The 15393-nt window shown below is 63.6% G+C and carries 10 protein-coding genes; 5 read left to right on the forward strand and 5 right to left on the reverse strand.

The genetic code is table 11. The features are described 5' to 3' along the window. The first annotated feature begins 19 nt into the window (after positions 1-19). The 3 genes from IPV69_RS20945 (at position 20) to arsM (ending at position 2885) form a co-directional block, all read left to right on the forward strand. Positions 20-712 (forward strand): MIP/aquaporin family protein, encoded by a 693-nt coding sequence (locus tag IPV69_RS20945; RefSeq protein WP_206291673.1) that lies wholly within the window; start codon positions 20-22, stop codon positions 710-712. Positions 713-762: 50 nt separating this feature from the next. After that, positions 763-1869 (forward strand): phosphate ABC transporter substrate-binding protein PstS, encoded by a 1107-nt coding sequence (pstS, locus tag IPV69_RS20950; protein WP_206291674.1) that lies wholly within the window; start codon positions 763-765, stop codon positions 1867-1869. Between the two features lie 62 nt (positions 1870-1931). Then, the gene (gene arsM, locus IPV69_RS20955; protein WP_206291675.1) at positions 1932-2885 is read left to right on the forward strand and encodes an arsenite methyltransferase; all 954 of its coding nucleotides are present in this window, start codon (positions 1932-1934) and stop codon (positions 2883-2885) included. Between the two features lie 33 nt (positions 2886-2918). Here the strand turns inward: arsM and IPV69_RS20960 are convergent, their stop codons facing one another. After that, positions 2919-4370 carry a DUF1501 domain-containing protein gene (locus IPV69_RS20960; RefSeq protein ID WP_206291676.1) on the reverse strand — a complete coding sequence of 484 codons (1452 nt, stop codon included), beginning with the start codon at positions 4368-4370 and terminating at the stop codon, positions 2919-2921. Positions 4371-4387: 17 nt separating this feature from the next. After that, complete coding sequence (locus IPV69_RS20965; protein WP_206291677.1) at positions 4388-7081, reverse strand: DUF1549 domain-containing protein; 2694 nt, start codon at positions 7079-7081, stop codon at positions 4388-4390. 149 nt (positions 7082-7230) lie between these two features. Here IPV69_RS20965 and IPV69_RS20970 point away from each other — a divergent pair, with 149 nt between their 5' ends. Continuing rightward, positions 7231-8550: a dipeptidase gene (locus IPV69_RS20970; protein ID WP_206291678.1), complete on the forward strand. Its 1320-nt coding sequence runs from the start codon at positions 7231-7233 to the stop codon at positions 8548-8550. 24 nt (positions 8551-8574) lie between these two features. Here the strand turns inward: IPV69_RS20970 and IPV69_RS20975 are convergent, their stop codons facing one another. The 3 genes from IPV69_RS20975 to IPV69_RS20985 all read right to left on the reverse strand — a co-directional run bounded on the left by IPV69_RS20975 (position 8575) and on the right by IPV69_RS20985 (position 14379). Further along, positions 8575-10011: a DUF1501 domain-containing protein gene (locus tag IPV69_RS20975; protein WP_206291679.1), complete on the reverse strand. Its 1437-nt coding sequence runs from the start codon at positions 10009-10011 to the stop codon at positions 8575-8577. 164 nt (positions 10012-10175) lie between these two features. After that, positions 10176-11264: an NHL repeat-containing protein gene (locus tag IPV69_RS20980; protein WP_206291680.1), complete on the reverse strand. Its 1089-nt coding sequence runs from the start codon at positions 11262-11264 to the stop codon at positions 10176-10178. After that, positions 11257-14379 (reverse strand): PSD1 and planctomycete cytochrome C domain-containing protein, encoded by a 3123-nt coding sequence (locus IPV69_RS20985; protein WP_206291681.1) that lies wholly within the window; start codon positions 14377-14379, stop codon positions 11257-11259. The genes IPV69_RS20980 and IPV69_RS20985 overlap by 8 nt, the downstream gene beginning before the upstream one ends. A gap of 101 nt (positions 14380-14480) precedes the next feature. Between IPV69_RS20985 and IPV69_RS20990 the strand changes: the two genes are divergently transcribed. Next, on the forward strand, positions 14481-15323 hold the full coding sequence (locus IPV69_RS20990; RefSeq protein ID WP_206291682.1) for a helix-turn-helix transcriptional regulator: 843 nt from the start codon (positions 14481-14483) through the stop codon (positions 15321-15323). Positions 15324-15393: the final 70 nt, after the last annotated feature.

The raw sequence follows: 15393 nt of genomic DNA on the forward strand, positions 1-15393 counted from the left end.
ACACCGTCCACGGTCTCCCATGACTTCCAACCTGAACAAGTTCGCCGCCGAGTTCATCGGCACTTACGCGATGGTGCTCGCCGGTACCGGAGCGATCGTTGTCGATGCCGTCCGAAACGGGGCGATCGGGCATGCTGGGATTGCGCTAACTTTTGGTTTGATTGTAATGGCGATGATCTACGCCGTCGGCGACATTTCCGGCGCTCATTTTAACCCTGCGGTGACGCTCGGGTTCTGGGCCAGCGGACGTCTGGCTGCGTCGCATATCCCGCGGTATTTGCTGGCCCAGCTCGCCGGCGCGCTGTCGGCAAGCGTTACCCTCCGGGTGCTTTTTGGCGATGTTAAATCGCTCGGTGCCACCCTACCTTCGGACGGAATCTGGCAGTCGTTCACGCTTGAAATTCTTCTCACGGCGTTGTTGATGTTCGTCATTCTGCATGTGTCGACCGGTCCCAGAGAGATCGGGACCATGGCGGCCGTGGCGATCGGCGGGACCGTCGCGCTCGAAGCCATGTTCGCCGGCCCGATCTGCGGGGCTTCCATGAACCCGGCCCGGTCCATTGCGCCCGCGGTTGTCTCCGGAAACCTCTCGGGGCTCTGGGCGTACGTGGTCGCACCCGTACTCGGTGCGTTGCTTGCGGTTCCAGCCTGGACGCTGACACGCGGCACAGGGCGGGTTCCCCATCAGCAAGATGGGGCCAAACCGCGATAGCGGTCTCATGAAGTCGATCGGCCAAGCGAAGCTTGCGGAAAGGAACATTTATGCTGACACGATTTCGCCCGGCTTTTACCAATGTCTTGGCGCTGCCGTTCCATTCCCCACTGTGCGTGACACTCCTTGTTTGTCTTGCCGTCATGCCAGGCTGCGACACGGGGACTGATGTGGGGCTACCGGCTCCCGGTAGTGGAGTGACGATCAGCGGAACTGGTTCCACCTTCGCCGATCCGCTCTACAGGAAGTGGTTCGAGGAGTACGCAAAGGTTACTCCCGACACCAGGCTCGCCTACACGCCCACCGGCTCGTCCAGCGGCATTCGTGGCGTGATGAAGGGCGAGGTCGATTTCGGGGGCACCGATGCACCGCTGACACCCAAGCAGCAGGAGGTTTTCTTCTCGCGCTTCGGTGTCAGGTTGCTTCACATTCCCGTCGCGCTGGGTGGTGTGGTGCCCGCTTATAACGTCCCCGGCGTCGCTACCGAGCTGAACTTCACCTCCGACATTCTCGCCGATATCTTCCTGGGCGTGATCACCCGTTGGAACGACCCCCGGCTTCTTGCGGTCAACGCCGGTGCCGCATTGCCCGACCGGAAGATCGTGGTGATGCACCGCTCCGACGGCAGCGGAACGACGTACTTGTGGACCGATTACCTCTCGAAAGTCAGTCCCGTCTGGAAGAAGAAGGTCGGGACGGCGACGAGTGTCAACTGGCCCGTCGGGACCGGCCATGAAGGCAACTCCGGGGTTGCCAAGGCGATCAAGGAGACACCTTTTGCGGTGGGATACGTCGCCGTTTCCGCCGCCGAGAAAGCCGGAGTGCCTTACGGCAGAGTGAAGAACAAATCCGGCCAGTTCGTGAAAGCCGAACCCGCCAGCGTTACCGCGGCGGCTGCTACGATGGCCGATGCCTTGTCGAAAGACTTTGATTTTTCGATCACCGATGCTCCGGGCGATGGCGTTTACCCCATCACCGGCTTCACCTGGATGCTCATTCCCGAACGGTTCGAAAACGCCGCCAAACGCGATGCCATGAAGGCGTTGCTCCGTTGGGGGCTTTCCAGTGGCCAGGACATGATCGAGCCGCTGGGATACGCCCGGCTTCCCGGGCAACTTGTCAAGCGTGAAGCAGAAGTGATCGGTCAGATTAAGTGATAGCGGCCTTGCCCGGGGAATGGTTCCGACGCTTGCTGCTGTTCCACGTTAGGATGGATGACATGTCTATATCAACGATCCAGGAAGCAGTACGAACCCAGTACGGCGCGGTCGCCCGCAGCAATCTGACGAACGATAGCGCCGGTGTTCGGGCGGTCGCCGAGGCCTTTGGCTACAGCGAGGGAGACCTCGCCGGTATTCCCGCCGAGGCCAACATGGGCCTTTCCTGCGGCAACCCCATCGCCAGCGCCAGCCTCCGTCCCGGTGAAGTGGTGGTCGATCTCGGTTCCGGCGGGGGGCTGGATGTCTTCCTGGCGGCGCAGCGCGTCGGGCCGACCGGCCGTGCGATCGGTATCGACATGACCCCCGCGATGATCGACCGCGCCCGTGATGCGGCGGCCAAGGGGATTAATGGCAAACCGATCGAGAATGTCGAGTTTCATCTCGCGTCGATCGACAAGCTTCCCCTCGCCGACGCATCCGTCGATTGCGTCATCAGCAACTGCGTGATCAATCTCGCCGAAGATAAGCAGGCGGTCTTCCACGAGATCGCTCGGGTTCTCAAGCCCGGGGGTCGGCTTGCCGTCAGTGATATCGCGCTCAAGCAGGCGCTACCGGCGGAGCTGGCCGACAGCATCAGCGGCTATGTCGGATGCATCTCCGGCGCGATCGCGATCGCCGACTATCAGTCCGGCCTGAAAGCCGCGGGCTTTGCGCACGTTCAGGTGATCGACAGCGGTGCCGATCTCAACGCCTACGCCAAGGTGGAGAATCAGTCCGGCTGCTGCTCGCCGGCGATGGTTGAATCGACGGCCGTTGCGGCGACAGCCGATGGCACTGCCGCCCCCAGGGTACGGTCACTGCAACTGGCCAAGACCGGATGTTGCTCTGGCGAGAAGCCTGTCGGCGCTGCCGAGTCCGGCGTGCATACAGGCCTGGCCGAACTCCTGACCAAATACGATGTCAACGCGTATGCGGCGAGCGTGAAGATCTTCGCCACCAAACCGGTCGTCTGACACAACTCTCAGACGGGTCCTGCGAAAAAGAGGCTATGCAAGGATCTCCTTGACGACACGTCCGGTCTGATCATTCAGCAGGGTCTGCGCCCGGCTGTTTCGCATAAATGTCAGCCGTGCCGGATCGAGGCCGAACTGGTGGAGCAGGGTGGCGTGATAGTCGTGGTGCGACACGACATCGACCGCGGCCTTGTGGCCGACGTCGTCTGTCGCCCCGTGAACGTGGCCTCCCCGGAACCCGCCGCCCGCGAGCCACATGCTGAAGCCGTGGGTGTTGTGGTCGCGGCCGGTTTTGTCCGCGCCACCTTTCTGCACGACCGGCAGCCGCCCCATCTCCCCGCCCCAGTGCACAACCGTGGTATCGAGGAGGCCGCGGTTCTTTAGATCGGTCACCAGTGCCGCGCTGGGCTGATCGACTTTTTTGCACGCCAGCGGCAGCGACTTCTGAATCCCTAGGTGGTGATCCCAGAACTGGTTGGCCGTAAAGACCTGCACGAACCGGACGCCCCGTTCGACCAGCCGCCGGGCGATCAGGCAGCGGGTTCCGTACTCGGCCGATGCCGGGTCTTCCAGGCCGTACATCCGCTTGGTCGCAGCGCTTTCGCCGGAAATGTCCAGCGCCTCTTTTGCCGACATCTGCATTTTGGCGGCCAGTTCGTAGCTCGCGATGCGTGCCGAGAGATCGGTCTCGCTGGGGTAACGATCCTGGTGCCGCTGGTTCAGCCGATCGACCAGCGACAGGTAGCCGTCCTGGACTTCGCCGCGCAGGTTTGGCGGGGTATCGAGGTTGAGAATCCGCGGTTCCTTCGGACGGACCACCGTTCCCTGGAATAGCGACGGCAGCCAGCCGTTGCCCCAATTCTCGACGCCCATGACCGGCAGTTGCCCAGGGTCGATCAGCGCCATGTACGCCGGCAGGTTCTGGCATTCGGCCCCCAGGCCGTAGGTGATCCAGCTTCCCAGCGACGGGTGTCCGATCGTGATGCGGCCGGTGTTGAGCGCCTGAATCGATTGACCGTGATTATTGACGCCGGTCTGCATCGACCGGATCAACGTAATGTCATCGACGATCTTCGCGGTGTACGGAAGCAGCTCGGACAATTCCATGCCGCACTGGCCGTGTTTGCTGAACTTCCAGGGGCTGGCCATCAGCGTGCCGTCATACTGCGTCGGGCTGTCGATCTGCATCTCCCCCTTAAACTTCTGCCCGTTGAGCTTGTCGAGCAACGGCTTGGGCTCGAAGAGGTCGAGATGGCTCGGCCCGCCCTGCATGTAAAGCGAGATCATCGCCGTTGCCCGCGGCGGATGATGCGGCACCTTCGGCTTGAGATCGAACGTCGGCGGAACGAGCGCCGGCTTGGCGGGCTCGGGCGCGTCGGCAGCTTTCGCCTGCTCCCTACTCAGCAGCCAGTTGAGTGCCAGCGAACTGATACCCATGCTGCCGGCGGTCAGCAGATGTCGGCGGGAATAGCAGGGGCGTTGCATGGCGGATCTCGTGGGGGTCAGTCGATGTACAGGAACGCGTTGGAACTCCAGAGCGCCTGGCCGAGTGTGCCCAGGGCCTGCATGGATGGTTCAGACATGCTTGGCTTGGTTGCAGGAGCCGTTTTCGCCCCAGCCGCCTTGGCGACCGGCTGCGTTGCCGGTTGCGTGCGTGCTGACGGCTTTCGGGCTTCAAAACGGGCTGTCTGCTCGGCGAGATACCGCCGAAGGTCTTCCACGTCTGCATCGCCCGGCTCGTTCCCGATCGCCAGTTGCCACGCCCGCTTCGCCTGTGCCACAGCGTCGGGACCGGCCTCCGCTCGCACACGCTCGGCAAGCTCGACAGAGCGATCGATCACGAACTCGTTGTTCATCAGCAGGAGCGATTGCGGTGCGACCGTTGATGCCTTCCGCGCCTCGCAATTCGGTTCCATCGACGGCGAATCAAACGTCGCCAGCAAACTGAGCGGCCGTGACCGCCGAAACTGAACGTAGACGCTCCTGCGGAAGTCTTCACCGTTCATCGGCAACACCGGCCCGGGGCGACCGGCGCTCAGGTTCTCCTTGCCGATCACCACCTGCCCGAACGGATCATTCATGACCGGAACCGGCGGGCCGAACATCTTCTCGTTGAGCTTGCCACTGCTCATCAGCACGGCGTCGCGGAACTGCTCGGCATCGAGCCGTCGCAGCGACCAGTGGCCCAGCAACTTGTTGTCCGGGTCGATTGCGTCCTGGGCTGCGTCATGCCGTGCCGACTGTCGATAGACCGTCGAGAGCATGATTTGCTTGTGTAGCCGCTTTAGCTGCCACCCGTTGGCGGTGAAATCAGCGGCCAGCCAATCGAGCAGCTCGGGATGGGTCGGCCGCTCGCCGAGCGTGCCGAAGTCGCCGGGGCTGGCGACGATGCCGCGGCCCAGGTGGTGCATCCAGAATCGATTCACCAGCACCCGGCCGACCAATGGATGCTTGCCGCTGGTCAGCCAGCGGGCGTAGGCCAGCCGCCGGCCGCTGGTCGGGATGGTTTTGTCCTTCTCCGGAATCGCGACGACACTCGGGCTGCCCAGGATGCGCAATTCCGCCGGCGTCACGGCCTGCTTGGGCTGGTCACAGTCGCCACGGTTGAAGACATGCGTCGGGGGGAGATTGCCGGGGACTTCGGTCAGTGCGGCGACAAACTCTTCGGAAGGTTTGGTCGCGCGAAGGTCGGCCGCCGCGTCCAGCCGCTTCTTCTGTTCGTCCCGCAGTTTTCCATTGGCGCTGGCGAGGTTGCCGAACTCGATGTTCGCGTTCGGATGCGCCTTCAGGAGCTTAGTCTGTGCCGCCGTCCGCTTGGCGACCGGCGTTTTGAACGCCTTCGTCAGCGGCTCGCGCAGGTTTTCCGCGATACTGGCGAGCTGCTTCTGGAACTCCGCCTCGACCAGCTCGTCCTCCCACTTCTTACGCTCGGAGTCGAGCTTCGCCGCCTGGGCTTCGATGTCCTTGCCGCGCTGCCGGTCGGCATCGCTCAGCAATGGAATGAGCCGCTGCTGCGGTAATCGCCAGGACTTGGCATCGTACGCAGGCTCAAAGATGGCGCGGAACCGGAAGTAATCCACCTGCGGAATCGGGTCGTACCGATGATCGTGGCACTGGGCGCAACCGACCGTGAGGCCCAGTAGTGCCGTCGAGACGACCTTGATCTCGTCGGCGATCACCTGGTTCAGGACGGCTTTCTTGTCCGCCGCGGGCGCGACCGCCGAGCCGTCGGGGGCCATGCGGAGGAATCCGGTCGCTGTCAGCTTTTCGACATCCGCCGGCGACAAGTCCTCGTAAGGTGGTTTCACCAACTCGTCGCCGGCGAGCTGTTCGACGATGAACTGGTCGAACGGCATATCCGCCTGGATCGACTTGATGACGTAGTCGCGATAGCGCCAGGCAAACTTGCGTTCGGTATCGACCTCGTTGTACCCGTCGCTGTCGGCGTAACCGGCGACGTCCAGCCAGTGGCGACCCCACCGCTCGCCATACCGCGGCGACGCGAGCAGGCGGTCGATCACGTGCTCAAACGCGTCGGCCGAGGTGTCCGCGACGAACGCCTTCACTTCGGCCGGCGTCGGTGGCAACCCGGTCAGGTCGAACGTCGCCCGACGGATAAGCGTCGGCCGGTCGGTGTCGGGCGAGAACGTTAAACCCTTCTCTTCGAGCTTGGCCAGCACGAATGCATCGATCGGCGTTCGCACGCGATACACCCCGCGCACCGCAGGCACCTGACGGGCCACCAGCGGCTGAAACGCCCAATAGTTCCGCTCTTCGTCGGTAATCAGGTGATCTTCAGAGATCGCCTGCGGCTCCGGCCGTGCGACCCTCGCGCCCTGTTCAACCCAGCGGGCAATCAGCTCGATCTGCTGCGGCGTGAGCCTGGGTTTTTCTTCCGGCGGCATCTCTCCTTCACGGAGCTTTTGCACCAGCAGGCTTTCTGCGGGTTTCCCCGGCACGATTGCCGATCCGTGCTTCCCTCCCTGAAGTGCCAACCGCTGCAATCGAAGATCCAGGCCGGCTTTCAGTTGTCCGTCTTCGCCGTGGCAATGGAAGCAGTGCGTTTTGAAGATCGGGCGAATGTCTCGTTCGAACAGTACATCTGCCCGCGCAGCCCCTTTACCCGAAGCAGCACCCACACCGGGCGATGCCAGCAGAAGAACGATCAGGGTTTGCAGCGCACCTGCCCGAAGCATGAACGAACCTCGCTTCATCACGCACGATGTGATCGCTACCACTCAACAACCATCAGAGAAATGCCGGATACTACTTCAAGATATGCTCGTTCCGGCCGGCCGTTGCCTGCTTCCGTGAGAGAACCATTCATGACGATCAGGAGACGTTGATGAACAAGGGATTCAATCGCCGAACGTTTCTTGCCGCGGCCGGATCGGCCGGACTGGTTTCGCTCAGTGCTGCGGGCTTTGCCAGTAAGGCAGAGGAGGGGCCCGCGCAAGTCAATGACAAGATCAATGCCGACCGCGCCGCCGCGATCGACATCCTGAAACCGTCGAAGACCGATCTCGAGCACGGGCTGGAGCTGCACGCCCGTTCGATCGTCGTTGACACGTACGGGTTCTCCCCTCGAGCTACACTCGACAACGCCGTACTGGCAAAGCTGATGCAGTCCGGTGCCGGCGATCAGGAACTGACCGACGCCGGCGAAGACATGGCCATGACGCGGTGCGTGACGGATCTCGCCGAACGCAGGGAATACCTTCAGGCGTGGGAAGCCGCGGGCGTGACCTGCATCGTGCAGAACGCGGGCGAAGAGGGGAACGACCCGCTTCGGTTGCTCAAGCGGCTGGCCCGATTCACGCACGTCACCGACCACCTTCGTACGCACGTCTCCAAGGCCGTCACCGCCGACGACATTGCCACCGCGAAGCAGGCGGGGCGGCACTGCCTCTGTTTCACCACCAACGGCGTACCCCTGCTTCAGCAATGGGCGAATACCACCGACGAACTGCGGTACGTCCACACATTCTATGAGCTCGGCGTGCGCATGATGCACCTGACGTACAACCGCCGAAACCCCATCGGCGACGGTTGCGGCGAGGCAACCGACGGCGGCCTGAGCGACTTCGGGCGGATCGCCGTGGCAGAATTGAACCGCGCCGGCGTGATCGTTGATTGCGCCCACAGCGGCCCCAAGACGAGCCTCGATGCGGCCAGGCTCTCGGCTAAGCCGATGGTCGCCAGCCATGCCGGGGTGGCCGCGGTCAATCCGCATATCCGGTCGAAGTCGGATGAGATCATCAAGGCGATTGCCGATACCGGCGGCCTGATCGGGGTGTGCTGTATTCCGAAGTTCCTGGGGGGCAATTCGGACATCGTCGCGCTGCTCGACCACATCGATCACGTCGCCCGGAAGTTCGGCGTTGAACATGTCGGCATCGGGACGGACACGGCGTATACCTCGCGGTTGAAGCCCGGTAACACGCCGCTTCCGCCGCGCGGGCCCCAACGTACGCGGTGGGAAGCGCTCTGGCCGCCGGGCTCGCTTGGCGGGGCCGGCCAGCCCAAGGCGACGGCGTCGCTGGCCTGGACCAACTGGCCGATGTTCACCGTCGGACTCGTGCAGCGCAAGTACAGCGACGACGACATCCGCAAAATCATCGGCGAGAACATGCTGCGCGTGCTAAAAGCGAACGACCCGACCTGAGTAGCTTCCGACCGGCGGAAGCGCCTATGCCAGGATGTCTTTGACCACCCGTGCCGGCTCGACACCGGTCAGTTTGAAGTCCAGTCCCTGGAACCGGTAAATCAGCCTCTCGTGATCGATGCCGAGCAGCTTGAGGATCGTGGCGTGCAGGTCGTGAACGTTGACGGGGTTCTCGGCGACGTTGTAGCTGAAGTCGTCCGTTGCACCGTAGGTGATGCCCGGCTTCACGCCGCCGCCGGCCAACCACATCGTAAAGCAGCGCGGGTGGTGGTCACGGCCGGCCTCGGGGCTGTCCCACTTGCCCTGACCGGCAACGCCGCGGCCAAACTCGCCGCCCCAGACGACCAGCGTGTCATCGAGCATTCCCCGGCGTTTGAGGTCTTTGATCAGCGCCGCTGTGCCCTGATCGGTGTCGCGGCATCGGGCGGTGCACCAGCTTGTCAGCCGGCTGTGGTGATCCCAGTCGGGGTGGAAAAGCTGGATGAACCGCACGCCACGCTCGGCCATTCGGCGGGCCATGATGCAGTTGGCGGCGTAGCTGCCCGCCCGACGGGAATCGGGGCCGTACAGCTCGAAGGTCGAATCCGGCTCGTCCGACAGATCGGTCAGTTCCGGCACGCTCGCCTGCATGCGATACGCCATCTCGTACTGGCGGATGCGGGTCGCGATCTCCGGGTCGCCGGCCTCGGCGAGCTTCGCCTGGTTCAACTCGGCGATCCCGTCGAGCATGCCGCGGCGCAGTTCACGAGGCAGGCCTTCGGGATCGCGCAGGTAAAGCACGGGGTCGCGCGAGTTCCTTAACTTCACGCCCTGGTAGCGGCTCGGCAGAAAGCCGCTGCCCCAGTAGTGGTCATACAACGGCTGGTCGCTCGGCCGCTGCATCTTGGAGATCATCACCACAAAGTCGGGAAGATTGCTGTTCTCGCTGCCCAGGCCGTAGCTCGTCCAGGCACCAATGCTGGGCCGGCCGGCCAGTTGATGGCCGGTCAGGAACGATGTCATCGCCGGGGCGTGATTGATCTGGTCGGTCCGCATCGACTTGATGAAACAAAGCTCGTCGGCGACCTCGCCCAGGTGCGGAAGCCACTCGCCAATCGTCGCGCCCGACTTGCCGTGGCGGGTGAACTTCACCCGCGGCGGCATGACGAGCTGCTTCTGGCTGGCGGTCATCGTCGTCAGCCGTTGACCCTGGCGGACCGATTCCGGCAGCTCAATCCCGGCCCATTTCATGAGGTCCGGCTTCTGGTCGAAAAGCTCGAGCTGAGAGGGCCCGCCAGACTGCGTCAGGAAGATGACCCGCTTAACCCGCGGCGCGAAGTGCGATGCGATGGTCGTGGCGGCGGGGGACGTCGCGGCTGAGGCGGAATGGCCCATGGTCGCGAGCGCGGCGGCACCAAGGCCGATGCCCGCGCCGCGGCCCAGGAAGTAGCGACGGGTTTCTTGGAGGCGGTCGTGTTGCATGAATACATCCTCGAAAACGGGCGGCTCTCTCAGCGTAGCACGGGCCGCCGGGTGGCATGGGCAAGGGTACTCCGTTGCCCGTGTCGAACGTTCGTTGGTGACCGACACGGGCAAGCGCATATGCTTGCCAATGCCACCCAGGCATCATGCTTCCGGTCACATCTTCAACCGACTCGGTGCAGCTTGTACGGATACACCTTGTCCGCCGCCCACTGGGCGACATACAGATCTCCCTGATCGTCCACACAAACATCGTGCGCGTTTCGGAACACCGGCTGGTCCTGCAGCAGCACCTCCAGCGCGCCGTCCGCATACTTCGGCGGTCGCCCGCCGGGGGCGGAAACCAACTGATCCTTCTCATCCAGCACGACGACAAATCCCCGATCCTTCCACATCCGGAAATCGTTCGGCTTCATCCCGAAGCAGACGCCGCTGTACAGGTTCTTCCCGGCGATTACCGGTCGGCTGACGAACGCACCGGGCAGGTACACGCTGCGGACGAACTTGCCTTCGAGCGTGAACCAGTGGAACTCGTTTCGCAGGCGTTCGGTGCAAACCAGCAGCGGATCGGCGCCTCGGGTATCGAGTGCGACGCCGTGGGCCTGGAGAAACTTGCCCGCGTTACTGGCGATTGCACTCTTGCCGCCGAACTTGGAAACAAACTTCCCGGCGGCATCAAACCTCAGGATGTACTGCGATCCGTAGCCGTCGGCGACATAGATATCGCCGTTCGGGCCGACGGCTGTCTCGGTCGGGCTGTAGGGCGTGTGCTCGGCATAGGCGCCGCACTTGGTCGCCGTCGGCAACTCCAGCAGGATCTGTCCGGCGAGCGTGGTTTTCACCACCTGCCCCGTGCTGGTATCCGTGACCCAGAGATGTTCCTTGCCGGCTGCGTCTTTATGCAGCGACAGGCCGTGAGCACCCTTGAAGCCCAGCGTCCAGGTCTCCAGCACCTTGCCGGATTTGTCGTAGATCAGCACATTGTTCTTCGGCTGGTTCGTCAGCAGAAAAAGCCGACCGTCGGCGACCTGAACCATCTCGTGACAGTCGTTGACCGGTGTTTTCGCCGGGTCGGCCTGGCTCCAGGTCAGATCGACCCTGTAGCGGAATCCGCCGTGCCCGATGATCGCATCCTGCAGCGGCGGTTTCGTCTTGCTGTCGGCGATCACCATCGGCGCGCCGAGCAACGATGCGGCAGCGCCGAGGCCGGCATGCTTAAGTAGCGTGCGGCGAGAGGGTTTGGGCTCATTCATGGGTGATTGCCTCGTCGAGGTTGAGAATCATGCTTGCGGCGAGCATGTTCGCCGCGAGAGACGGAGCGTCGAGCGCCGGATCCGCCGCCTGCTGACCGACCTTCAGAAACTTGTCGGCGTCGGTCGGATGTGCCTTGTAGTAGTCCGTCGCCCGGGCGACCTGCCGCAGGATGACACTGGTTTCGCTCTCCGTTGGTGGCCGTGAAAGCACCCTGCGGTAGATGAACGCCACTCGCGCCGCCGGGTCAGCACTGTGTCGCATCGCCAGTTGCGCCAGCTCGCGCGACGCCTCTAGATAGCTCGCATCGTTCAGCAGTGTCAGTGCCTGCAGCGGTGTATTGGTGCGAGACGTGCGGACTTCGCAAACGCGCCGCTGGGCGGAGTCGAACAGGAACGTCGGTGCGATCGCCCGCCGCCAGAACGCATAGAGCGTTCGGCGGTACTGCGCCGCGCCTTCGCTGGGTTCGTATTTGAACCGACCCATGAACATCTCTTCCCAGACGCCGTCCGGCTGATAAGGCCGCACCGGCGGGCCGCCGATGGCGGGGTTGAGCAAGCCCGCCGACGCCAGCGGCGAGTCGCGAAGCATCCAGCTCGGCAGCCGGTACCGCGCACCGCGGGCGAGCAGTCGATTCTCCGGATCACGCGCGAGCAGCGCCGGGCTGACGTCCGACCGCTGGCGGTAGGTCTGGCTGGTAACGATCAGCTTGGCAATGTGCTTGATATCCCAGCCGCTCTCCATGAACTCGACCGCGAGCCAGTCGAGCAGTTCGGGATGGGTCGGGTGTTCCCCCTGCAGCCCGAAGTCGTCGGGCGTGCGAACCAGCCCTGCGCCGAAGTAGAGCTGCCAGAGGTGATTGACCATGACCCGAGCGGTCAGCGGGTTGTCGCTGGACGTGATCCATTTAGCCAACCCGGCGCGATCGCGCGGCAAATCTTTCGGAAAGTTGGCGACGGCGGGGGGCACACCCGGCTCGACTTTCTCCCCCTTCTTGTCCCACACACCGCGGATAAGGATGTTCGTTTCCCGCGGCGTCTTGCGCTCGGCGAGGACCATCACGTTCACGCCGCCGGCGGCCTTCTTCGCTTCGTCCAGCTGCCGTTTGGCGCGATCGAGCGACGCTCGCGCAATGCCGTACGGCCCGTGATCGGCGAGGAACTGCTCGCGAAGTCTGTCACGCAGCTTGGCGGCAATGCCGGCGGGATCTGCGGCTCTCGACACCGCAAGCTCTTCCAGCGGCGCGGCGCCCACGCTCTGAACGGTCGGACCGGCCTGATCGGTCGCGGTCACACGAAACCGGGCGATGCTCGCGTTACCGAGGGTTGAACGATGCCGCATCTCGAAGACGAGCTCTTCATCGGCGGCCAGGGTCAGGGAATCGGCCAGGGCAAAGACCGCGGTGCGCGGCTTGGTGATATCGCTGCCGTGGCTGCTCCAGCCATTGCGGGGGTCGTCGTCGAGGGTGTCCTTCACCGCGCCGTAGCCGCCGTTCTTCTTGGGGTCGGCCGAATAATCCGCCGCCGCAGTGGCGACAGAGATGTCGCGGATTTGCGAGCTGTTGCGACGGCGGACCTGCACCTTGATGTCGGTCAGCATGAAGTGCTTCGCCTCGCCACGGGCAAAGCCGCCATCCTTGCGGACCGGGTCGGGCAACACTTCCAGCTTCAGGCCGGTGATGCGCGGCAAAGGCGTCGTCGCGATGATGCGGTAGTCGTCCTGCATCGGGCTCGGCCCGCCGGCGACGATGGTGTCATCCGGACTGCCTGACAGCACCGTGCCTTCGATCGATTCGAGCGTATTCACATGGAGCGGCTTCCACGCCTTGAAGTTCGACGGCGTGTCCTTGACGCGCAACGCAAGCCACGATTGGAACGGCGGCTCGGCGGCATTGCGGGCCGCCAGTTCCACCGCCGACCGCTCGTCCGCCAGGTGCTGCGCCTCGACCACCGCCCGCGATGCCAGCGGCGACTTGTACGACAGGTATGGTTTGGCGGCGCTACCCGCTTTTCCGTCTTCGTCGATGCTGTTGAAGAACGCCGACAGGCTGTAGTAGTCGTTGTGCGAGAACGGATCGAACTTGTGCGAATGGCACTGGGCACAGCCGACGGTCAGCCCGAGCCAGAGCGTGCCGGTGGTGTTCACGCGGTCGATGACATAATCGACACGCGACTCTTCCGGATCGCGGCCCCCTTCGCCGTTGGTCATGTGATTGCGGTGGAAGGCGGTGGCGAGCTTCTGGTCGGGGGTGGCGTTGGGCAGCAGATCGCCGGCGAACTGCTCGAGCGTGAACTGATCGAACCGCATGTTGCGGTTGAACGCGGCGACGACATAGTCGCGCCAGGGCCAGTTGGTCCGGGTGGCGTCGGCCTGGAAACCGTCGGTGTCGCTGTAGCGCGCCGCATCGAGCCACCACATCGCCATCCGCTCGCCGAAATGCTCGCTGCCGAGCAGCCGATCGACCAGGCGGGTGTAGGCCTGCGGCGAATCATCCTTCTCGAACGACTGGAGTACTTCCGGCGAAGGCGGCAGACCGGTCAGATCCAGTGCCACCCGCCTTGCAAGTGTGTGCCTGGCCGCCTCGGGCGACGGCTTAAGACCCTCGCGCGACAGCCGATCGAGAACGAATGCGTCGATCGCTGTCGCCGCGCCGTTGGCCGGCACCTCCGGGCGGGTCGGCTTTTCCAGCGACCAGTGCTTCCCCCACGGAGCACCGGCGGCGATCCACTTCTTGAAGGTTGCCACCTGCGCGGGCGTGAGTCCCTTGCGTGACTTGGCCGGCGGCATCACCTCGTCCGGATCGGTCGAGGTGATACGGCGGATGAGTTCGCTCGCGTCCGGCTTGCCGGGCACGATCGCGGCGACGCCATCCTTCAGCGCCGTCGCCGGCTCCTGCAGATCGAGCCGCAGATCGGCCTTGCGGTGCTTCTCGTCCGGGCCGTGACAACTGAAGCAACTCTCGGACAGGATCGGCAGAATATCGCGGCCGAACGTCGGCGCTTCGTCGGCAAGGCTCTTGTTGCCCGCCGCAAGGGTCACCAGCAATACAGCCAGCAGATGGGCCGGCCGGATGGTGACAGGCAGACGGGGACGTGACGTTAAAACTGCACTCCACATGGAAACCAGTATGACGCGGCTCGGCACATGGGGAATGCCAAACAAAGCTCAAAAAGTTGTATTATTCGATCATGGCATCAAAACCCAGGAGCAATCGGTTCGTGCGTTCAATCTTCGCAACGCCGAATCCGCTTCATCAGGAGGTGTTTTATACCGTTCACCGTGCCGGGCACCTGATCGCCGGCGTAGAGCACAGCATCCGCCGGAAGCATTACCCCGGCCACGAGCTGATTGTTTGCCTCAACGGCGCCGGATTCCTTCGCATCGACGGACGTGAACATGAGGTCGGCAAGCGTGACCTGGCGTGGGTCGATTGCCGGATGCCGCACCATTACGGTGCGGTTGTGGCCGACCCGTGGGAAGTCTACTGGGTGCGTTTTGAAGGCCCGCGGCTGACACGGCTGGGTGAACTGCTCGGCGTAGCGGCCGAGCCGATCTTTCGGCAGATCGATTTTGCCGACGCCAAGGCGACCTTCGAACAGACCCTTGATGCCCTCGAAAGCGCCGACGCCGACGCCCCGGCGCAAGTCCACGCCAGCATTGCCCGCCTGCTCGCGATCGCGTTTCGCGGTCGGCGACTACGGGCCGGCGAGGGACAGCCGGTGTACCCGGCGGAACTCGAGCCGGCCGTTCAGCGGATGAAACTGTTCTACTTCGAACGGTGCTCGGTTGCCGACCTGGCCGAGCGGTGCGGCATGAGCGGATCACATTTCGCCCGGCGGTTTCGCGCCGCGTTCGGCACCGGCCCGATCGACTGGCTCCGCCGGGAACGCATCAACCAGGCCAAGCGCCGACTGGTCGAGACCGATGACGCGATCAAGCAGATCGCCGAGCAGGTCGGCTATCACGACCGGTTCTTCTTCAGCAAGGACTTCCGCAAACTGGCAGGTGTTCCGCCTCGCGAATATCGCCGGCATGAGGCGACTCGGGAGGCGGAGAAGTGAACCCTCGATGCACACAGATCTGCACAGATCAAGACAAAATCAGTGACACGGGCTTCCAGCCCGTGCGAAA

It is taken from the genome of Humisphaera borealis, assembly GCF_015169395.1.
GTDB lineage: Bacteria > Planctomycetota > Phycisphaerae > Tepidisphaerales > Tepidisphaeraceae > Humisphaera > Humisphaera borealis.